The following is a 21,556-nucleotide window of genomic DNA, read 5'->3' on the forward strand; positions in this document are numbered from 1 at the left end:
GGGGCTTGCCGCAGTATTTATTTTTAGGGAGAGTGTTCTGAGCTATAAATGAAGGATTTTTTTTACAACTGGAGAATTTATTACAATATGAAGCGTGTTATCCAAACTTGGAGCGGATAGAAGTCACCAGAATTGACATGTGCAGGTCACGGGACCGCATAGACAATGGCAACCAGGGGTGATTACAATAAACATGCCATCATAAGGAAGAAAATAGAAAAAACTATGTTGAACTAAAAGGGCGGGAATCCATAATCTATGAGTTTAATCCGTTCACTTCGTTTTAAGTTTATTGTGGGACTTACATTGATCATGCTACCACTGTTCATGCTGCTCTATTACAACAACGTCTACGCCATGAAAGTCGTACGTGACAAGGTATCTCTCACCAATATGAATCATCTTGCCAAGAGTGTGGAGCAGAATGAACGTGTATTACAGGAGACGAATCGGTATTTATATAGTCTGGGCGAGCGGGACCCGGATATTATCTCCTTGTTTTTTCTGGAATACGGCAGTGGTGATTATATCATTGCGAAGCAACGCATTATGAATAAATTCATGACAGATATCGGTTTCTATAATCTGATCGATTCCTTTTTTCTATATGATGCCGTCAATGATGATCTGCTGCTCGCCACTTCGGGCAATTACGATGTCAAAAAGTCGGTTGTGCAGGAGAGTATGCCAGTCCAGATGCAGCAGTTGGAAGGCGATATCCAGAAGCCGGAATGGAGCATCGTGCGTGGGGGAACGTGGAATGCGCTGGTGAAAACGGTGCGAATCAACCAGCAGTTCTATGCCGGTGCACTGGTTGATATGAATGCACTGAACCACACACAACAGTTCACAGAATCCGGTGACAGAGGAGGCGCAGTCATTGTTGGATCCGACGGTGGGGCGTTATCCGATTCCACATTGAACACTGGACAGATCAAGCTTGCTGCCGCACATCTTCCCGGTCTGAAGGACCCGTATCAGGTGATCTCTGAAGTTATGAACAAGGGGGAGGCACGTCAATATTTGATGCTGGGCATTGCCTCAGCCATGTCCGAGATGAATTATATCGTGCTACTGCCTGAGGAGGACATGATGCGTAACCTCCCGTTCTTCCAGCAGATCATTCGCCTGCTTCCCATTGGTGCCGCGGTAATTCTGGTTACTGCACTGATCTTTTTGCGACAACTGTTATTCCGTCCGATGAATTCACTGATCCGGGGCATGAGAAGGGTGAGCCGCGGAGATCTCGATGTGAAGCTGGAGCCGCCATCTTCCTCGGAGCTTGAATTTATGACGCGAAGCTTCAATCAGATGACCAGCGAGATCCGGCATCTCAAGATTGATGTGTATGAGGAACAATTACGGACGCGCGAGGCAGAGTTCAAACAATTACAGATGCAAATCAATCCTCACTTTTACCTGAATTCACTTAATATTATTCATAGTCTGGCTTCCTTGCAAAAGCATGAGCTGGTGCAGCAGATGGCTGGCCATCTGGCTGATTATTTCCGATTCAGCCTGCGTGCAGGCAAACGTGTTATTCGTCTGGATGAAGAGCTGGAGCACATTCGTCATTATTTAGAAATTCAGAAGCTGAGGTTTCCAAGCCGGTTGGATTTTGAACTGGATATTGAACCGGATCTCGGAAAGTATGTGATTCCGCCATTGACGATTCAGCCCTTTGTGGAGAATGCCATTATTCACGGATTTCAGCGGCGAACGCAGCCATTTTTCATTCGGATTGTGGCTTGCCGTGGGAAGATGGTATCTGGTTGTCTCGAACAGACGGTGCTTCAACTGATGATTGTAGATAATGGTGTCGGATTTGATGAGGAACTGCTGGAACGTTTACAGCAGGGACAATACGCTGAAGACCCGGGTGGACAGCATATCGGTATATGGAACGTGGCTCATCGGCTGTTAGTGAAGTATGGTGATCAAGCCAGCTTACAGTTTAGAAATGAGGCGGATAACGGCGCTGCAGTCATCATTGATTTACCCGCTCAGACCGAAGAGGAAGAAGGGGGAGCCTATGCGGAACCTGTTGATCGTGGATGATGAAGTGTATGCATTACAAGCGATGGTGGAAGGTGTTGACTGGCATGCGGCCGGCATTGACCAGGTGTTCAGTGCTTGTGATGCAGAAGAGGCAAGAAAGGTCCTGAAGACAAGTGCCATCGATATCATGATCTGTGATATTGAGATGCCTGGCGAAACAGGGCTTGATCTGCAGAGCTGGGTGCTGAAACATGATCCAGGCATGCTGACGATTTTCCTGACAGGGCATGCGTTGTTCGATTATGCTCAGACGGCCATTAAGCTGAACAGCTTTGATTACGTATTGAAGCCTGCTCCGGCAGATCATTTGATCAAGGTGGTAAGCCAGGCGGTGGAGAAGATCAAGGATGGAGAGCAGCGCACACGTACCAACGAAGTTTATGAGACCGTATACAAACGCTGGAAAACCCATAAACCGCTACTGACAGAACGTTTCTGGAAAGATGCTATCTCTCAGCGCATCACGTTAACCAAACAACGGCTGCAAGAGCTCGCAGAATTGTATGGTGCCGAGATTGATCCACAGGCACGTGTGTTACCCATTGTGATCTCGGTAGAGGAGTGGGTGCGTGAATTTGATTTACGTGATGAAGAGGTATTAGAGTATGCCCTTCGTAATGCAGCGAGAGAAATGTTGCTTGGCGACAAGCCGGGTGAGGTGTTTCAGGATCATAGTGGATTGAATATTGTGCTTGCTTACGAGCAAGATGGCATGATACCAAGTGCGAGCGAAGTGGCAGAACGTTGTCAGGTGTACATTCAGGAATGTGGTACGTATTTCTACTGCCGGTTGTCCTGTTATGTTGGTGTTCCGGTGGCTGTAACGGAGCTGCAAGGCATGTTGAATGAACTGATGGATATGGAGCGGCGCAATATTAAGGAGCTTGAAGAAGTCTTTGTCTACGATGAACGGGGTAGAGATCAGGAAGATCGCTTTTTGCCGATTCCATGGTTTTCGGAGTTATCCATTCTTTTTGAAACGGGTAAAGTTGGGGATTTGCGCGAACGTGTGGATGAGATCTTTGAGTTGCTTGCTGCCCAGGAGGGATTGTCTCCTGAGATGCTGCGTCTCTACTATCATGCGATGTTGCATGTGGTCTATCCGTTGCTTCATCAGAAAAATGTATCCATACGCAGTCTGTATCCAGGGGAACGGGAGCCGGAAGAGAGTGTAGTCACAAGGTCATTGCCACAGTTGAAGCTGTGGACGTCTGATCTGATTGATCGTGTCATCCCGGTGTTGTACCCGGACGATCACAGCCCAATGACCATTGTGGATCAGTTGTGTATTTATATCGAAACGCATATTGGCGAAGAACTCATGCGAGAGGAACTTGCAGCGTTTGCCGGGTTCAATCCTGCCTACCTATCCCGTTTGTTTCGGAAGGAGAAGGGGATGTCCTTGTCCGAGTTTATCCTGCAAGGCAGGGTAGCCAAAGCGAAGACGTTACTGTCCCAGTCCACCGTCAAAGTGACGGATATCGCTGGCAAGGTGGGCTACTACAATTACTCGCATTTCACCAAAATGTTCAAAAAGTGCACAGGTATTACACCACAGGAGTTCCGCAAACAGTCACGTACCGTATAACTCATGGCGCAGCATGCTGCGCCTTTTGTTTTGTTTATTTTGGCACTAAAGTCATAATTTGATAAGTCAACAGGTCACCACAGCAGATAGAGGTCTTGCTCGCCCCGCCGTATACTTGAACCACAGGAGCCACAACGGAGCTTCATCCTGAGGAAGAATTCAAGAGGAGTGAGGGAGAACAAGTTATGAAGACACAACCCCAGGCGGGTAAGGGAGTACGGATATCGGAAGTACCGGGAGGAACGGTCCGAAAGCGCAAGTCTGTGTGGCACAATCTTGGCAAATTCAAGGTGCTGTACCTCATGTTCTTGCCAGGCGTCCTGTTTCTGCTGGTGAACAACTATATGCCGATGTTCGGCGTTCTGATCGCATTCAAAAATGTAAACTATGCTGATGGTATTTGGGGCAGCCCGTGGAGTGGATGGGACAATTTCAAATATTTGTTCTCGACCAGTGATGCATGGGAAATTACCCGGAATACACTCGCGTATAACACTGTGTTTATTGCACTCAATCTCTTTGTAGGTGTCGGGCTTGCTATTCTGCTTAATGAAGTGAAGAACAAGGCGATGTCCAAGTTGTATCAATCGCTCATGCTACTGCCATACTTCCTGTCCATGATTGTGGTCAGTTATCTGGTACTGGCTTTCCTGGGCAAGGATTCAGGCTTCATGAACTCTACCATTCTACAGATGTTCGGCGGTCAGCCGATCGACTGGTATTCCGAGCCGAAGTATTGGCCGTATATTTTGCCACTGGTGAACACGTGGAAGAATATCGGATATTATGCCGTCATCTATCTGGCAGCTGTCGTGGGGATCGATGAAGAATATTATGAAGCTGCTATACTCGATGGAGCAACCAAATGGCACCAGATACGCTTCATCACCGTTCCGTTTCTCGTACCGTTGATCGTCATTATGACGTTATTGCAAATAGGCCGTATATTCTATGCAGACTTCAGTCTGTTCTACCAGGTTCCACTGGAATCCGGAGCTCTGTTCCCTGTAACGAATGTACTGGATACCTATGTATATCGAACGTTCCTTATCGGTGGAGATATCGGGATGTCATCCGCAGCGGGTCTGTACCAAGCGGTCGTCGGATTCGTACTGGTTCTTGTATCCAATACCATCGTTAGGCGGATGGATAAAGATAATGCATTATTTTGAGAGGAGGCAAGTCAGCTGTGAAATCACGTGATCCACTAGCCGTATCGAAGCGTTCCGCATCCGTTATTCATGCGATGTTTATATTCTATGCCATTGCCTGTATCGTGCCGATCCTGCTTGTCTTCGCCATCTCATTCTCGGACGAGACAACAGTTATAGCAAATGGGTATAAGCTTATTCCAGAGAAGTTCAGCCTGACGGCCTATGAGTTTCTGTTCAGAGATATGGATCAGATCCTCCATTCCTATGGTATATCCTTTATCGTTACCGTTGTGGGTACCATTACAAGTGTCGCTCTGACTGCACTGTATGCGTATCCGCTCTCACGGAGAGATCTGCCTTATCGTGGTTGGTTTGCCTTTTTCATCTTCTTCACAATGTTATTCAATGGGGGTCTGGTACCTTGGTACCTGGTCTATGTCAACGTATTGGATCTGAAAAACTCCATACTGGCACTCATTATGCCACTACTGCTATCCCCATTCTTTGTACTGGTCATGCGTACATTCTTCGCGAACTCCATACCGGTATCCATTCTGGAATCGGCTCGAATTGATGGTGCAGGAGAATTGAGAACGTTTACACGTATCGTGCTCCCGCTGTCCCTTCCGGTAATGGCAACTGTCGCGTTGTTCAGTACACTCAATTACTGGAATGACTGGTACCTTAGTATGATTTTTATATCGGATAACCGGACGATCAGCCTTCAGTACCTTATGTACCGGACGCTGCTCGATATTCAATATCTTACAACCAATTCCAACGTCTCTTCACAGATTTCGTCGCAGGGTGGATTGCTGAATCTGCCGAACAAAACACTGCAAATGGCGATGGCTGTGGTCGGTATTGGTCCAATTGTACTGGCCTATCCATTCTTCCAGCGTTATTTCATCAAAGGTCTTACGGTTGGCGCTGTGAAAGGATAACTCTGGCCGGTTAGCGGAGTGGGCATGGTAAATGAAGATGGACTGAAAGGGCATATATAGAAGTTGCTATGGGTTTAATTGTGAATTGGGGAAAGTGCTGTACGGTTTAACACATGACAGGAGGGGTTCAATTGGTTAGATCATTAAAGGTATGGTCACGCATGATGGCAACGGTTATGGCGCTGAGCCTGGTGCTGGCAGCTTGCTCATCAGACAAAGGTGGAACAACAACACCAGCAGCCGAAGGCGGAGGAGCAAGTGAGGGTGGAGGCAAGCCCTATGAAGTTACGCTTTTCTACCCGGGGACACCACAGAAGGATGTCGCTCTGGTGGAAGCCGAGATCAACAAGAAGATGGAACCGAAGATCGGGGCCACGCTCAAGATCAATGCGATTGACTGGGGACAGTGGGATAACAAGCTGAATCTCATGATCTCCTCGGGCGAAAAATCAGACATTATCTTCACAGCGGCTTGGCAGAACTACACGGTGAATGTAGCCAAAGGCGCATTCTTGCCACTGAATGATCTGCTTGATGCGCATGGTCAGGATATCAAGAAAAACCTGGACCCTGCCTTTCTGGAAGGTTCGCAGGTGGATGGCGTGAACTACGGTGTTCCTACAAATAAGGAACTTGCTGCCACACGTGGCGTGCTGGTTCGTAAAGATCTGGCTGACAAGTATAACCTGGACCTGACAGCTGTTAAGACATGGGCTGATTTGGAGCCGCTGCTCAAAACAATCAAGGAAAATGAGCCAGCGATTACACCATTCTATATGTCCAATACCAATGGTAACGGGCTGTTGGAGAATCTGGATTGGGATTATCTCGGGGATGCTTCCGTACCTGGAGTAATTTCCAAAACAGCAGGCGGAACAACGGTGCTGAATGAAGTGGAGACCCCGGAATTCAAAGAAGCGGCGGAACTCGCTCGCAAGTGGTATCAAGCGGGATATATCAACAGTGATGCTGCGACTTCCAATGTGTTCCCGAAAGACCAGGCGAAGGCTGGAAAAGCATTTCTCTGGACGGATGGTATGAAGCCAGGCAAGGATAAAGAAGAAGAAGGGTATGTGGGTTTCCCACTGACTCAGATTGAGATGACACAGCCGACCATTACGACGGGTGATGCATCTGGAGCAATGCTCGCGATCTCCCGTTCTTCAGAGCAACCGGAGAAAGCGATGCAGGTCATTAACCTGCTGCATTCCGACAAGGAAATTAACAACTTGCTGAACTTCGGAATTGAAGGCACACATTATGTGAAAAAAGACGGACAGGATAATATCATTGCTCTTCCTGACGGGGTTGATGCCAACAGTCGTACCTATAATCCAGGTGCACAGTGGCAGCTGGGTAACCAGTTCCTGAACTTCCTCTGGGATAATGAAGATCCGCAGAAATGGGAAAAGTTCAAAGAGTTTAACGCCAAAGGTGTGAAGTCGCCAGCACTGGGCTTTACGTTCAACAGCCAATCTGTCAAAAATGAAATTGCAGCGGTCAACAACGTGAACAAACAGTTCAAGCCAGGTATGACATCGGGTGCCGTAGATCCGAACGAGATGATCCCGAAATATTTGGAGAAACTCAAAGCAGCAGGCATTGATAAAATCATTGCTGCCAAACAAGAACAACTTGATGCATTCTTGGCTAAGCAATAAATGATTATCAGCCATCACAGTGAGACGGGTGTTACTACAAGCTCTTGTTAGCGGTGAATATGGAGGACGTTTTCGGTGAATAACCGAAGACGTTCTTTTTATTGTTGTTTTTTGATTTGGATTGTTAATCATAATTAGGAAAAATATGATATAATCAGGTGGTTGATTGGGGGTGTTCGTGTGTCGAGAACCAGACTTGTGTTCTCTGGGGCTTTATTGCTTTTTGCAATCATCTTTACATTTAACCACCATCTTGGTTTTTCTGTTGGAGATACCATGCTGTCAGCAATAGGTATATCCCCGTATACTACATCTTATTTAAGTGGTGTTCATATCACACTTTTCCTCGGATTGGGGATCTTCGCGTGTGGGTTCTACCTTACTCGCAAAGAGATTGGAAAGTCGTTCCCGGGTCTTGCACAAGGGTTATGGATCATCGTTCTCGCTATCGTTCTCAGTTATTCGTACATGACGGATAAATTCATGTATGTAGCCAAGTGGGGAGCTGAAGGCATTGATGGTGTATCCTATGTACAGAATACAAGCTCCTGTTCTTATAATGTCCGAAGTAATGGTGAGACCCGAGCAACCTGTGATCTGACACTCAAAAATTACGGCAGAGCGTCCGTGTCCGCTGTGCTATTGCCTGATCTCGCGAGCAGTTACAAGTTTAAGGACGACCCACTCTATGAAGCATTGAAGTCTGTGCAATTAAGACCAGTACATATTGAGATTGGACGCCATGGAACATTTACGGGCGAGTTGGAGTTTTATGGGAAAGCGGAAGCTCCGCTGCTCGTCAATGGGAAACTTATGGATATTGTGCTGGATGTAGGCGTGGATGGTGCGAATACGGTGTTTGATTATGATATTCCATAGTTTATACCTTTGTAGAAGAAACAGAATTAGTACATAAACAGAACTAGAATAAGGTTTATTTTGAATAGAAAGATTAAAGATGTATACTGAAATCGGGATAGAGAGCTGGCTAATCGCTGGCTCTTTTTTTGCGTGGAAGTTGTAATTAGTGCAGAAATATTGGTTTTGTCTCCTTTCCCCTTGAATTGGTAACGCTTACGCTAGATAATGGGAATCAGTTTGTCTCAAAAAAATAGTTTGTCTTTACCGCTTACATCATTACAATTAATGTCACGACAAATAAAGACAAGGTGAGATGAAAAGATGTCATATCGGACAAATCTGTTTTCCAAAATGGTCATTCTAATTCTAATTATGCTAATTCCAGTTGTGCTTCTGTACTGGTACTCCAATCACAAAACGACAGCTGTTCTCAGAGATGAGTTGAATCGATCCAATAGCAACCAGCTTGAATTTTTCCAGAATCAGGTGAACACACACATCGAGCTGTTATCCTCATGGCCGAACCTGCTCATACATGATCCTGATATTGCGAGCTTCCGACGAATTTATGCGGACAGTAAATATTTTGACCTAGATGCTATTAATTTGGTTAAGCGTATTCAGAATAAGCTGAGTATTCAGGAGAGTTCATCCAATTGGGCGACAAAGTTATATCTGTATTCCCCTTCGCTGGGCAGGGTGGTTTCCGAAAGGGACGCACGTTCTTACGATAAAGAAGCGCTAAGGGAAAATATCAGTTCCGGCTGGGATGTACGCAAAATTCAGGATGGGGAAGATGATCGGTTCATGTTTAGCTGGATTACGGTATCCCCATACGGCATTAAAGACCCGGTTAATAATGCGGAAACGATTATCAAACTGGAGTTTGATAGTGACAACATTCGGGATATGCTCGACAAATTCAAGGACGATGGCAGACATGATCCATTCTATTTCCGAGAAGAATCGGGAGTTATCTATAACCGGACTTCAGATCGTTCACTAACGAATCAGTTGATGGAAGAACTGTCCATCCATAAACTTCAGGACGTGGATAATCGTACAGTGGTGATCGGGAACGAGCCTTACATGGTCAACACTGTGAAATCCAGTACAACAGGCTGGTATTTGGTGGACTATATGCCTCTATCAGATATTTTGAAGCCCATTCATCAATCGAATATGTTGTTCTATTCTTCCATGATTTGTTTGTTGTTGATGAGTTTTGGTGTGGCGTACTTGTTATATGTTCAGGTGCAGGTGCCAGTGAAACAACTCATTCGTGGGTTCCAGCGCTTAAAGCAGGAAGATTATTCGGTGAGGATTAAGCCGAAGGGCCGCAATGAATTCAGTTTTCTGTCCGAACGTTTCAACTTGATGGTGGAGCAGATCCAGCAGTTGTTTGAACACGTTTACCTGGAACAGATTCATGTGCGTGAAGCCCGATTGAAGCAGCTGCAATCGCAGATTAACCCGCACTTCTTCTATAATTGCTTCTCCTTCATTACGAGTATGGCGAAGCTGAAGCGCATGGACGCCGTTGTAGCGATGTCGCATAACCTCTCGCGATATTATCGGTATACAACAAGACAAGAACGGGACGTGGTACCGTTGACAGAGGAGATTGAATTTGTCAGCTGTTATCTGGAGATCCAACGGATGCGTATGGACCGCATTCATTACAAGCTTGATCTGTCCGAAGAGATGCTGAGACAGGAAGTCCCACCGCTGATCGTGCAGCCACTGGTGGAGAATGCGGTGATTCACGGTATTGAAGCGGATGCGGAAGCTGGAGAAATAAGAGTATCCGGGGAAAAACAGGGCGGTGTCATGGTTCTTGTCGTAGAAGATGATGGGCAAGGCATGACGCAAGAGGCGCGTGAGGCACTTTCGAATAAGCTCAGGGGAACGATGGATCAGGAGATGGGCTGTGGCCTGTGGAATGTGAATCAAAGACTCCAGCTTCGATATGGGGAGCAGGCAGGGATTGATATAACGGAATCGGAACTTGGTGGATTACGCGTTACATTGTCTTGGCCTGCCAAGCAGGAGTATCTTCTGGAGAACGAAGAGTAAACATCTGGAATATGTAGCGCATGTTGAAAAATAGAATCCACTGTAGAACGAACGAGATAGGGAGTGACTAGCTTGATAGATATACTGCTGGTAGATGATGAAACGTATGTAACAGAAAGTCTGGAACTCACGATCCCCTGGGGAGAACTTGGGGTAACGACCGTGCTGCGAGCAGCTTCAGGAAAAGAAGCATTAGAGATTATGGAGGAGAATGCAGTAGACATCGTAGTCACGGATATTCGAATGCCTGGCATGTCGGGACTGGATCTGATTGCAGAGGTAAGCAAGCGCTGGTCTCATATTCGATGTATTTTGCTGACGGGTCACAGTGATTTTGCTTATGCGAAGAAAGCCATTCAATTGCAGGCAGCGGATTATATCCTCAAACCCGTTAACGATGATGAGTTTATGGGATCGGTCTCAGCAGCCATCACATCTCTTCGTGATGAGTGGGATGAATTCGATAAATATCACCGGCTTTTATACAGCCGGAAGTCTGACTATAAAATTTTACGGGAAAATCTCATGCATGATCTGCTGCTTGGTCGTGAGATAACGGCGCGGGCACTCCGGGAACAACTGCAACAATATGAGATCCATATTGATCCGGAACAACCGGCAGTGATGATGCTGATTCGTCTTACAGGACGATTCTCGTCAATGGACCAGCAGTCCCTTGATCTAATGGATTTTGCTGTAGGTAATATAGCGGAGGAAGTACTCGGAGAGCAATTTAACGTGTGGTTTGGTCGCGGACCCCATGAGTGTCTGGTTATGTTTTTACAGAGTCAGGGACAGATTGAAGCTCCACAGATGAACTTGGAAACGTTGAGGATCTCTGCTGAAACCTTCCGTGAGCATGTCATTCGATATTTGCAGGGAGATCTGTCCATGGTGGTTACACCATCATTTCCCTTTAATGAGTTGACAGCAGCGTATAGAAAAAGTCTGGGTTCCCTTGTCCTTTCCGGACCGGAAGAACACCAGATTATATACATGGACATGGATCAGGCACTTAGCAAACGACCCGACAATGATGCGACGCAGGCACTCGAAGAGCTGTACAAGCCGCCTGTACTTCCGCAATTGCTTGAGACCAAGCAATGGGAAGCGGCAGCACGCAAGCTGAACACGGTCTTTGATGCAGCCGAACAAGTACGTTTGTCGAGAGAACATGTGTATGAGATGTATCTGTCCGTAACCAATGCATTTATGTACATCGCCCATAAACAGGGGCATCTGGTACATGAGATTGATCATGCGGGATTCGATCTGCTCCTTGCTCATCAGTTAATTCAGTCTCCTGAGAAGCTGCGGCGATGGGCAACCGAGATGCTGGCGAAACTTCAGGAAGAATTGTCTGATCAGGAAGGTGTGCAGAGCCGCAGACATGTGATCAAGCAGGTTCAGGAACTGGTGACTAGAGATACTGGGCAGGATCTGTCGGTGAAGATGATTGCGGACAAGGTATATTTGCACCCTGTATATCTATCGAAGATTTACAAGGCAGAGACGGGGGAAGGTCTTGGGGATTATATGATTCGTATGCGCATGGAGCGTGCGCTGTATTTGCTCAAGAATAGCAACAAAAAAATATATGAGATCACGAGTGAGCTCGGCTATCAAAATCCGCAATATTTCAGCAAAATGTTCAAAAAGCATTATGGCATGACACCCAATGAATTTCGGGATCAGGCATAATTTCAACAACATTCCAGAATATAGGTTGGCAAAGGTGCAGAAATCTTGATTTCGTATCATAGGCTCAAAGGCCTGGTCAGCCTATAATGAAAGGGTAACCAAAACGATTTAAGGGGGAACAACATGAGAGCGCAATCAACGAAAAAGAGATTCTTGACGCTTCTCGCTACAACGCTGTGTCTAACTGTCGTTCTTGCAGGATGTTCAGGAGGCAGTGGGGGCGGAGATAGTGCCACACCAAGTACATCTGGAGTTGAAAACGAATACAAAGAAAAATATGATCCGGAAGTAACCATTACGACTGCATGGGGAATTGACCCTGAGCTGAAGTTTAAAAATGGTGAATCCATGGAAAATAACGTGGCAACCAAGTGGGCCAAGGATCAATTCGGTATTAATATCAGTTCATTATGGTCTGTAACAGATACGAATGGGGCATTTGCAACCAAACTTCGCTTGGCGATGTCTTCTGGTCAAGATATGCCTGACATCGTAACCGTAGGTGATAACCTGCTTGCCCAAGATCTGATTGATTCCGGTATGTATCAGGAAGTGGGTCCACTGTTCGACAAATATGCTTCGGACACTTGGAAGAAAGCAATGGAGCAAGACCCTAACGTATGGAACCAATATAGTCGTGATGGCAAAAGAATGGGTATCCCTGTTCTGGACTATGCATACAACAATGATTACTTGCTCTGGATTCGCCAGGATTGGCTGGATAAGCTGAAGCTGGAAGCTCCAAAAACAATCGATGAGCTTGAAACCGTTATGGATGCATTCAAAAACCAAAACCCGGATGGATTGTCTCCGGATAAGGTCATCCCGCTCAGCATTGGTTTCAAAACATCCATGAACACATGGATGGGAGACCCATCCTGGATCTTCGGAGCATACGGAACATTGCCGTTCCAATGGAATCTGGCTGCGGATGGCAAGTTGGAGTATGGTTCTATCAATCCAGGTATGAAGCAAGGTTTGACCAAATTGAGCGAATGGCTCACAAAAGGTTATATCCCGCAAGAAGCAGCTCTATGGGATGAAAACAAAACGGCAGAGCCAGCAGTTGCAGGTACAGCCGGCATTATTCCAGGTCCTTACTGGATGAGCGGATGGCCACTTCTGGATACAGCGAAAAATGTACCAAGTGCTGTTTGGAAACCAATTGAGATTCCAACTGGCCCTGAAGGTAAAGCGATGCGTCACGGTACACAGTTCGTTAATGGTGTTACGTTGATCAAGGCAGATATGGAACACCCTGAGGCATTCTTCACGTATCAAAACTACCTGTTCGACAATTATGCAGACCCAGCACCAGGTAGCCCTTATGATAACGGTCTGTTTGCAGGCTATGACTATCAATTGGACGCTAATGGAAAACAAATGCCGATTGACGAGATCGAAGGCGGATACGTGAACGTTGTACGTTATTTGCTTGTTCGTGACGGTGCTCGTATTCCAGATGCACAAATGAAAGCACTCTTGAATTTGGCGGACGGCAAAGAGCCGGAAACGAAGTTGGAGAAAGATGTTGCTGTTAACTATGGTAAAGAAACGCCAGCGGCAGCGAAAGTGTTGCTGAGCCAAGAAGAAATTTCATTCAAAAACATGTTCACAGGTCCGACAACGAAGACGATGAAATCCAAACTGGACTACCTGAACAAAATCGAGAATCAGGCATTTAACGAAATTATCTATGGCAAAAATCCGGCTGATGCGTTTGATACCTTTGTACAAACGTGGAAATCCGGTGGCGGTGACCAGATCACACAAGAGGTCAACGAATGGTATGACGGTGTGAAAAAATAGTTTTAAGCAGCGCCCAGACGATCGTCGTCTGGGCGCTTTTTTTGGTTTGTTCAGGCTGAAGCAAAGTGGTTGAATTTGTGCCATTTATATTGCTTTTATGTGCTGTTTGGACCCCGTAAAAGGTTGATATAATCGCATTATAAGCCACTCAGGGAGTACTTGAGTAGGAAGAAATACAGGGGGAGCAATCATGAGAACTTTGAAACGCACTTGGCCATTCCACGTTATGCTGTTGCCAGCCATTATCTTTCTGATCATCTTCAGTTATGTGCCTATGGGCGGGATCATTATGGCATTCCAGAATTACAAGCCATGGCTTGGGATTAGCGGCTCTGAATGGGTCGGGCTGGACAACTTTAGATATTTGTTTGAACGTGAAGACAGCTTACAAGTCATCTGGAACACATTAATTATTGCTGTACTTAAACTGATTTTCAACTTATTTATTCCATTTGTTTTTGCCATTCTTTTGAATGAGGTTCGCAAGATGGCTGTACAGCGAACCATTCAGACACTTGTCTATTTACCTCACTTCTTGTCCTGGGTCATTCTGGGCGGGATTTTGATAGATCTGCTGTCAACCGGAGGGTTGGTAAACCGGGTTCTGGGAACTTTCGGACTTGGACCATATTTCTTCCTCGGAGACAACAGTTGGTTCCGATCTACGGTCATTCTGACAGATGTGTGGAAGGAATTTGGCTATAACATGATTGTCTTTCTGGCTGCCCTTGCCGGAATTAATCCAGCATTGTACGAAGCAGCAGAAATTGACGGAGCAGGACGCTGGAAACAGACACTGCATATTACCATTCCTTCGCTCGTGCCGATGCTGATGGTTGTAGGTACACTGGCTCTTGGTAACGTACTGAATGCCGGATTTGACCAGATTTTCAACCTGTACAACCCGCTCGTATATCAAACGGGTGACATCATTGATACATTCGTATATCGTTCTGCGATGCAAAATGGTGAGATGGGCTTCGCAACAGCGATCGGATTGTTCAAATCAGTCATTAGCATGATCTTGATTCTCGTATCTTACAGCTTAGCCAAAAAATACGCTGGATACCGCATATTCTAATCGAATGAACAGAGAAAGAAGGGACCACGATGTATCATAAATCATTGCCTTATCGCGTGTTTAATATAGTCAATACCTGCTTTCTGATTTTGATCGCCATCATGTGTATCGTACCGATGATTCATGTACTGGCAGTATCTTTTAGTACGAAGGCTGCTGCGGATGCCAATCTGGTCAACCTTTGGCCTGTAGGTTTTTCACTTGAAGCTTACAAAAAGACGATGAACAATCCAATTTTCTTGAACTCGCTCTGGATTTCACTCCTACGTACAGTGATTGGTACAGCAATTACCTTGCTGATTACGTTCCTGGCGGCGTATCCGTTGTCCAAAGAAAATAGTGAGTTCAAGGGCAGAACAATCTACTCCTGGATTTTCGTATTCAGCATGATTTTCAATGGAGGACTTGTTCCATTCTATATGGTTATCCAGAAAATCGGGCTGATGGATTCCTTCTGGGTACTGGTACTCCCAGGGGCAGTTAACACATTCCTTGTCATCCTGATGCTGAACTTCTTCCGCGGTATTCCGAAAGAGCTAGAGGAAGCGGCGCTGATGGATGGAGCCAACCATTTCAGAACATTGTTCAGTATCTTCCTGCCGATCTCCTTGCCGTCGATTGCAACCATTGCATTGTTCAGCATGGTTTTTCACTGGAACTCCTGGTTTGATGGATTGCTCTATATGAATAATGCCAAGGATTATCCACTTGCTACATTTATGCAAACGGTCATTATCGGACGTGACATGAGCAGCATGAGCATGAATCCAAAAGAGATGGAGTCTCTCTCTCAAACGACGGTAAGAGCGGCACAGATCTTCATTGGAAGTGCACCAATCTTGATTGTGTATCCGTTCCTGCAACGTTTCTTTGTTAAAGGTATGACGTTGGGCTCAGTTAAAGGCTGAGCCTGTATCACAAATTAAATGGAGGCTGATACAGTGAGCAACTTGGAGGAAAAGACATTCGTTCTTGGAATGGATGTATCTTTTATGGACGAGATAGAACAACATGGTGGGACCTACAGTGATGTGGACGGCAAGGAACAAGACTTGCTGTCCATCCTGAAGCTCAATGACGCTAACGCCATACGGCTGCGGATCTGGAATGATCCTGTAGGTGGGTTCTGCAATCTGGAGCGGACGGTGGCAGTAGCGAAACGGATTAAGGAGCAGGGCTTGCAGTTTTTGCTGGATTTCCATTATTCCGATCGGTGGGCCGATCCAGCTAATCAGTGGAAACCAAAGGCATGGGAACATCTCTCCTATGAGGAGCTTCAACGTGCGGTATGCACGTATACCGCTGATGTCCTGAGAACGTTGAAGGAACATGATGCTCTTCCAGACATGGTGCAGGTCGGCAACGAGATTACACCAGGCATGTTATGGAATGAGGGACGTGTCGGTGGGGAAGAGCACGATACGGATGAACAGTGGGAGCGTTTTGCAGGCCTTGTGAAGTATGGAATTGCTGCGGTCAAATCCGTTGACGCCGATATCCAGATTATGATACATATTGATCGTGGTGGAGATAACGCCGAGAGCCGCAAGTTCTACGATCGCTTTGAAGCACTGGGTGTGGAGTTCGATATCATTGGACTCTCGTATTATCCTTGGTGGCATGGCACACTCGACGCGCTACGTGACAATCTGCATGATCTGGCTGAGCGTTATGGTAAACCTGTCAATGTCGTTGAAACCGCTTATCCGTGGACGCTTGAACAGCCGGAAGGCATCGAATGGATTTTGAATCAGGAAGACTTGTTGTTGCCAGGCTACCCTGCAAGCGTAGAAGGTCAGACCAAATATCTGAAGGATCTGTTGCAGATCATTCGCGAAGTTCCTGGTGGTTTGGGTCATGGATTCTATTATTGGGAACCTGCCTGGATACCTAGTAAGGAAGAATGGTCCGTAGGACATCCGAATAACTGGGGTAACCTCACGATGTTTGATTTTAAAGGTCGTAAGTTGGAATCGTTTACAGCGCTCGCTGCTGCAGAAGAATCAGATGCAGAGACATACGTGTAATATCGTTGTATTCAATACAAATTGTAATTCAAAAGCAAGGGAGTTGTCCTTATGACATACAAATTTCCACCTGTAAGTTCCAAAGCCCCGCACATGTTGCATGGCGCAGACTATAACCCGGAGCAATGGCTCCGCTATCCTGAAGTTCTGGAAGAAGATATTCGCTTGATGAAGCTTGCCAAGTGTAACGTGATGTCCATTGGTATCTTCTCTTGGGTATCCCTTGAGCCGGAAGAAGGCGTATATACGTTTGAATGGCTGGATCAGGTGTTGGATCGTTTTGCAGCCAATGGTATCTATGCATTCCTGGCTACACCAAGTGGAGCGAGACCTGCCTGGATGTCCGCCAAGTACCCGGAAGTACTTCGTGTCTCTGAGAAACGGGTCCGCAACCTACATGGTTTCCGTCACAACCATTGTTATACTTCACCGGTATACCGTGAGAAAGTCACTGCGATCAATACAAAACTGGCAGAACGTTATTCAGATCATCCGGCTATAATCGGCTGGCATATCTCGAACGAATTCGGTGGAGACTGTCATTGTGATTACTGTCAGGAAGCTTTCCGAGGCTGGGTTCAGAACAAGTATAAGACACTGGATGAACTTAATCATTCGTGGTGGACCACATTCTGGAGTCACACGGTTACAGACTGGAGTCAAGTGGAATCTCCGGCTCCGCATGGTGAGACACAGGTACACGCGATGAATCTGGATTGGCGTCGCTTCGTTACCGATCAGACAGCTGATTTTATCGTGCACGAAACGAAACCATTGAAAGCTCAGAATCCAGATCTGCCTGTTACAACGAACCTGATGGAATTCTATGGTGGTCTGAACTATTGGAAGTTCGCCGATATTCTGGATTTCCTGTCTTGGGACAGCTATCCAACATGGCATGACGCAGATGAAGATGCAAAACAGGCCTCCCGGATCGCAATGATGCATGACATCGTTCGTTCCATCAAAGGCGGACAACCGTTCTTGCTGATGGAAAGTACCCCAAGTTCAACCAACTGGCAAGAGGTTAGCAAGTTGAAAAAACCTGGTATGCATCTGCTCTCTTCTCTCCAGGCTGTGGCACATGGTTCCGATAGTGTACAGTACTTCCAGTGGAGAAAGAGCCGGGGGTCCAGTGAGAAACTCCATGGCGCAGTGGTAGACCACGTTGGAACGGAGCACACTCGCGTGTTCCAGGATGTGACGGACGTAGGTACAGCTCTTGAAGGCATGGAAGCTATTGTGGGAACAGCGGTTCCGGCAGAAGTGGCGATCATATTCGATTGGGAAAACCGCTGGGCTGTTAATGATTCACAGGGTCCGCGCAATATCGGTGTAAAGTATGAGCAGACGGTAGAAGAGCATTATGAAGCGTTTTGGAAAAAGGGAGTTGCTGTAGACGTTATCGATATGGATGCAGATCTGTCCAAGTACAAGTTGCTGATTGCTCCAATGCTCTATCTGGTACGTGAAGGTGTCGGCGAACGCATTGAGAAGTTTGTGGAGCAAGGTGGTACGTTTGTAGCGACCTACTGGTCCGGTATTGTTGATGAGAATGATCTGTGCTTCCTGGGCGGATTCCCAGGTCCACTGCGCAAGACGCTTGGCATCTGGTCTGAAGAAATTGACGGACTGCATGATCGTGATCTGAACGGAATCATTCCTGTGCAGGGCAATGAGCTTCAGCTCAATACAGCGTATGATGCAATTGAACTGTGTGATCTGATTCATCTGGAAGGCGCACAGTCATTGGCTACGTACCGTTCTGACTTCTATGCCGGACGTCCGGCATTGACGGTTAACCAGTTGGGTTCAGGAAAAGCGTATTACGTGGCGACGCGTCTGAAAGCGCCATTCTATGATGATTTCTATGCGCAACTGATCGCTGACCTGAACATTGAACGTGGACTTGAAACGGAGCTGCCTTCCGGCACAACGGCACATACGCGTACAGATGGTACGGCTGATTATGTGTTTGTACAGAACTATACACCAGATGAGAAACTGGTTGTACTAGATGGACAGTCCTATACGGATCTGCTCAGTGGTGATGCTGTGGAAGCCAGTCTCAGCTTGCAACCATACGACATTCGTGTCCTTCGCAGACCGGCTGCCCGAAAATGATATACATTCCATTTATTATTGAATAAACGATAGTAGTATAAGAAGAGATTGCCCTGAACACCTGTTATCGGTGTTTGGGGTGTCTTTTTTATTTTATGTTTTTGGCTGTTGAACCACTTTTTCTGGACAAGATAAAGGATAAACGTGTCCGCGCAGCGAAGACAAACAGGTAACTTGTAACTCAAGACTTTCAGTCTGGGAGGAATTGAAATGAATCAGAGAAATCTGGACGGCAACAGCATTATTATTCGGCTGGAAATGACAACTAAAGATATCAAGTTTGGCGAAGTGGCTTCGGCCATCTCGGAAGCTGGTGGAGACATCATTGCCATTGACGTCATTTCGACCAATCAGGATGTCAGTGTGCGCGACTTGACCGTCGCGGTAACAGATGCACAGGATAACAGCAAAATTATAGAAGGCGTACGCCAGCTCAAAGGTATATCCATCATTAACGTATCAGATCGAACGTTCCTGCTGCATTTGGGCGGCAAGATCGAAGTGACACCGAAGACCCCGATTCAGAATCGGGAAGATCTGTCACGTGTGTATACCCCGGATGTGGCTCGGGTATGTTCGGCCATTGTGGAAGAACCGGGGAAAGCTTTCTCGCTGACGATCAAGCGGAATACGGTAGCCGTGGTATCCGATGGCAGTGCGGTACTTGGACTGGGCAACATTGGTCCCCGTGCAGCGATGCCCGTCATGGAAGGTAAGGCCATGTTGTTCAAACAGTTTGCAGGTGTGGATGCCTTCCCAATCTGCCTGGACACGCAGGATACCGAGGAAATCATTCGTACTGTGAAAGCGATATCACCTGGTTTTGGCGGCATTAATCTGGAGGATATTTCGTCACCGCGTTGTTTCGAGATTGAACGTCGTCTGAACGAGGAATTGGACATTCCGGTATTTCATGATGACCAGCATGGCACGGCGGTTGTGTTATATGCCGGTCTGATCAATGCACTCAAACTGGTAGGCAAGTCCATCACGGATGTGAAGATCGTGGTCTGCGGTATTGGTGCAGCAGGTGTAGCATGCAGTAATATTTTGCTGTCTGCGGGAGCGAGCCGACTTATTGGTGTTGATCGTGAAGGTGCGATTGTACGGACACAAACCTATGAGAATGAAGTCTGGAGTGACTATGCGGCTCGCACCAACCCGGAACTGGAAACTGGTTCGCTGCGTGATGTCATTCGTGGAGCGGACGTGTTTATTGGTTTATCACGCGGCAATCTGTTAACTCGTGAAGATGTACAGACTATGGCCGAAGATCCAATCGTGTTTGCGATGGCCAATCCGGTACCTGAGATTATGCCTGCTTTGGTGGAGGACATTGTAGCTGTTATGGCGACAGGACGATCAGATTATCCAAACCAAATCAACAACGTGTTATGTTTCCCTGGCATCTTCAGGGCAGTTCTGGATTGCCGGGCTACCGAAATTAATGAAGAAATGAAGCTGGCAGCCGCTCAAGCGATTGCCTCGGCCATTACGGATGAAGAGCGTACACGTTATTACATTATTCCGAGTGTGTTCAATGATAAAGTAGTCAAATCAATGCGTAACCGCGTCATTGAAGCAGCTGTTAAGACGGGTGTAGCGCGGCGTATTCCACGTGAGCAGTCTCGTGAAGGTGGGGAATCTTAAGATGGCAGAGAACCCTCTTCAACCATCTAGCCAGATCGTAAAAGGACAAGAGCACCTGGGCAATGTAGATGGAACAGCCGTAGGAGAGGCTGTACTGTGTGCTGCCCGATCTTTTGTACAAGGGGACTCGTCCAAGCATACGGATGGTCATGACTGGCCGCATATTGAACGGGTAACTGCACTTGCGGTCGAACTCGCTCACCGCATGGGTGCAGATCCATTTGTCTGTGAACTGGCTGCATTATTACATGATGTACCGGATGAGAAGCTGAATGAGAGTTTGGCAGCCGGGATGGCGAAACTGAATGCCTGGCTGGATACCCAGCCGCTTGATTCGGATACACGCGCAGCGGTTGTGGGTATTATTAGTACCATCTCGTATGCAGGAGGCCAGCGTCCTGCGGTCAGTTCGCTCGAAGCACAAGTAGTACAGGATGCGGATCGTCTGGACGCGCTGGGGGCGATTGGGATCGCACGCACCTTTGCCTTCTCAGGAGCGAGGGGGCGCGAGATGTATGATCCATCCCTTCCCCCACGGGAGCACATGACCCGTGAGGAATATCGCAATGGGCGCAGCACAACGATAAATCACTTTTACGAAAAGTTGTTCAAGCTCAAAGATCTGATGAATACCTCCTATGGCAAGGAACTGGCGGAGCAGCGTCATCATTATATGGTGCAATTCGTGGACCAGTTCAAAAGGGAATGGGAGGGCACGGACCGTTAGACAGGCATGATAAGCATGACGATACACAGAGGTTGAATAAGTAACAGAGGCGAATCTTTGAAGTGGCGAAAATCCATTTTGAAGATTTGCTTCTT

The 21,556-nt window shown here is 46.7% G+C and carries 15 protein-coding genes; all 15 read left to right on the forward strand.

The features are described from left to right. Positions 1 to 258: 258 nt before the first annotated feature. The 15 genes from PAHA3_RS04770 to PAHA3_RS04840 all read left to right on the forward strand — a co-directional run bounded on the left by PAHA3_RS04770 (position 259) and on the right by PAHA3_RS04840 (position 21,461). Entirely contained in the window at positions 259 to 2,058 is a 1,800-nt protein-coding gene (locus tag PAHA3_RS04770) for a sensor histidine kinase (RefSeq protein WP_062833697.1), read from the forward strand. After that, the gene (locus PAHA3_RS04775) at positions 2,033 to 3,646 is read left to right on the forward strand and encodes a response regulator transcription factor (protein WP_062833698.1); all 1,614 of its coding nucleotides are present in this window, start codon (positions 2,033 to 2,035) and stop codon (positions 3,644 to 3,646) included. Before PAHA3_RS04770 ends, PAHA3_RS04775 begins: the two co-directional genes overlap by 26 nt. A gap of 185 nt (positions 3,647 to 3,831) precedes the next feature. After that, positions 3,832 to 4,818 carry an ABC transporter permease gene (locus tag PAHA3_RS04780; protein ID WP_062833699.1) on the forward strand — a complete coding sequence of 329 codons (987 nt, stop codon included), beginning with the start codon at positions 3,832 to 3,834 and terminating at the stop codon, positions 4,816 to 4,818. Positions 4,819 to 4,835: 17 nt separating this feature from the next. Beyond that, positions 4,836 to 5,744 carry a carbohydrate ABC transporter permease gene (locus PAHA3_RS04785; RefSeq protein ID WP_062833700.1) on the forward strand — a complete coding sequence of 303 codons (909 nt, stop codon included), beginning with the start codon at positions 4,836 to 4,838 and terminating at the stop codon, positions 5,742 to 5,744. A gap of 131 nt (positions 5,745 to 5,875) precedes the next feature. Further along, positions 5,876 to 7,405 (forward strand): ABC transporter substrate-binding protein, encoded by a 1,530-nt coding sequence (locus PAHA3_RS04790; protein ID WP_062833701.1) that lies wholly within the window; start codon positions 5,876 to 5,878, stop codon positions 7,403 to 7,405. 180 nt (positions 7,406 to 7,585) lie between these two features. Further along, positions 7,586 to 8,284 (forward strand): hypothetical protein, encoded by a 699-nt coding sequence (locus tag PAHA3_RS04795; RefSeq protein ID WP_062833702.1) that lies wholly within the window; start codon positions 7,586 to 7,588, stop codon positions 8,282 to 8,284. A 303-nt stretch (positions 8,285 to 8,587) separates the two neighbouring features. After that, positions 8,588 to 10,342 (forward strand): sensor histidine kinase, encoded by a 1,755-nt coding sequence (locus PAHA3_RS04800; RefSeq protein ID WP_062833703.1) that lies wholly within the window; start codon positions 8,588 to 8,590, stop codon positions 10,340 to 10,342. Between the two features lie 72 nt (positions 10,343 to 10,414). Further along, positions 10,415 to 12,043: a response regulator gene (locus tag PAHA3_RS04805; protein ID WP_062833704.1), complete on the forward strand. Its 1,629-nt coding sequence runs from the start codon at positions 10,415 to 10,417 to the stop codon at positions 12,041 to 12,043. Between the two features lie 123 nt (positions 12,044 to 12,166). Further along, complete coding sequence (locus PAHA3_RS04810) at positions 12,167 to 13,852, forward strand: extracellular solute-binding protein (protein ID WP_062833705.1); 1,686 nt, start codon at positions 12,167 to 12,169, stop codon at positions 13,850 to 13,852. 190 nt (positions 13,853 to 14,042) lie between these two features. Next, entirely contained in the window at positions 14,043 to 14,933 is an 891-nt protein-coding gene (locus PAHA3_RS04815) for an ABC transporter permease (protein ID WP_062833706.1), read from the forward strand. Positions 14,934 to 14,962: 29 nt separating this feature from the next. Continuing rightward, positions 14,963 to 15,841, forward strand: a complete 879-nt coding sequence (locus PAHA3_RS04820; protein WP_062833707.1) for a carbohydrate ABC transporter permease — start codon at positions 14,963 to 14,965, stop codon at positions 15,839 to 15,841. A 33-nt stretch (positions 15,842 to 15,874) separates the two neighbouring features. Next, a complete protein-coding gene (locus PAHA3_RS04825; protein ID WP_082762718.1) occupies positions 15,875 to 16,960 on the forward strand; it encodes a glycoside hydrolase family 53 protein in 1,086 nt (361 codons plus the stop codon). A 51-nt stretch (positions 16,961 to 17,011) separates the two neighbouring features. After that, on the forward strand, positions 17,012 to 19,084 hold the full coding sequence (locus PAHA3_RS04830; RefSeq protein WP_062833709.1) for a beta-galactosidase: 2,073 nt from the start codon (positions 17,012 to 17,014) through the stop codon (positions 19,082 to 19,084). A 210-nt stretch (positions 19,085 to 19,294) separates the two neighbouring features. Next, a complete protein-coding gene (locus PAHA3_RS04835; RefSeq protein ID WP_062833710.1) occupies positions 19,295 to 20,734 on the forward strand; it encodes an NAD-dependent malic enzyme in 1,440 nt (479 codons plus the stop codon). A gap of 1 nt (position 20,735) precedes the next feature. Continuing rightward, entirely contained in the window at positions 20,736 to 21,461 is a 726-nt protein-coding gene (locus PAHA3_RS04840; protein ID WP_082762719.1) for an HD domain-containing protein, read from the forward strand. The last annotated feature ends 95 nt before the right edge of the window (positions 21,462 to 21,556 follow it).

Source organism: Paenibacillus amylolyticus (assembly GCF_001570725.1).
Classification (GTDB): domain Bacteria; phylum Bacillota; class Bacilli; order Paenibacillales; family Paenibacillaceae; genus Paenibacillus; species Paenibacillus amylolyticus_A.

Coding starts and splice junctions, on each gene's coding strand:
- PAHA3_RS04770 (WP_062833697.1), top strand. CDS start 259: ATGAGTTTAATCCGTTCACTTCGTTTTAAGTTTATTGTGGGACTTACA.
- PAHA3_RS04840 (WP_082762719.1), top strand. CDS start 20,736: ATGGCAGAGAACCCTCTTCAACCATCTAGCCAGATCGTAAAAGGACAA.
- PAHA3_RS04835 (WP_062833710.1), top strand. CDS start 19,295: ATGAATCAGAGAAATCTGGACGGCAACAGCATTATTATTCGGCTGGAA.
- PAHA3_RS04830 (WP_062833709.1), top strand. CDS start 17,012: ATGACATACAAATTTCCACCTGTAAGTTCCAAAGCCCCGCACATGTTG.
- PAHA3_RS04780 (WP_062833699.1), top strand. CDS start 3,832: ATGAAGACACAACCCCAGGCGGGTAAGGGAGTACGGATATCGGAAGTA.
- PAHA3_RS04775 (WP_062833698.1), top strand. CDS start 2,033: ATGCGGAACCTGTTGATCGTGGATGATGAAGTGTATGCATTACAAGCG.
- PAHA3_RS04810 (WP_062833705.1), top strand. CDS start 12,167: ATGAGAGCGCAATCAACGAAAAAGAGATTCTTGACGCTTCTCGCTACA.
- PAHA3_RS04815 (WP_062833706.1), top strand. CDS start 14,043: ATGAGAACTTTGAAACGCACTTGGCCATTCCACGTTATGCTGTTGCCA.
- PAHA3_RS04800 (WP_062833703.1), top strand. CDS start 8,588: ATGTCATATCGGACAAATCTGTTTTCCAAAATGGTCATTCTAATTCTA.
- PAHA3_RS04820 (WP_062833707.1), top strand. CDS start 14,963: ATGTATCATAAATCATTGCCTTATCGCGTGTTTAATATAGTCAATACC.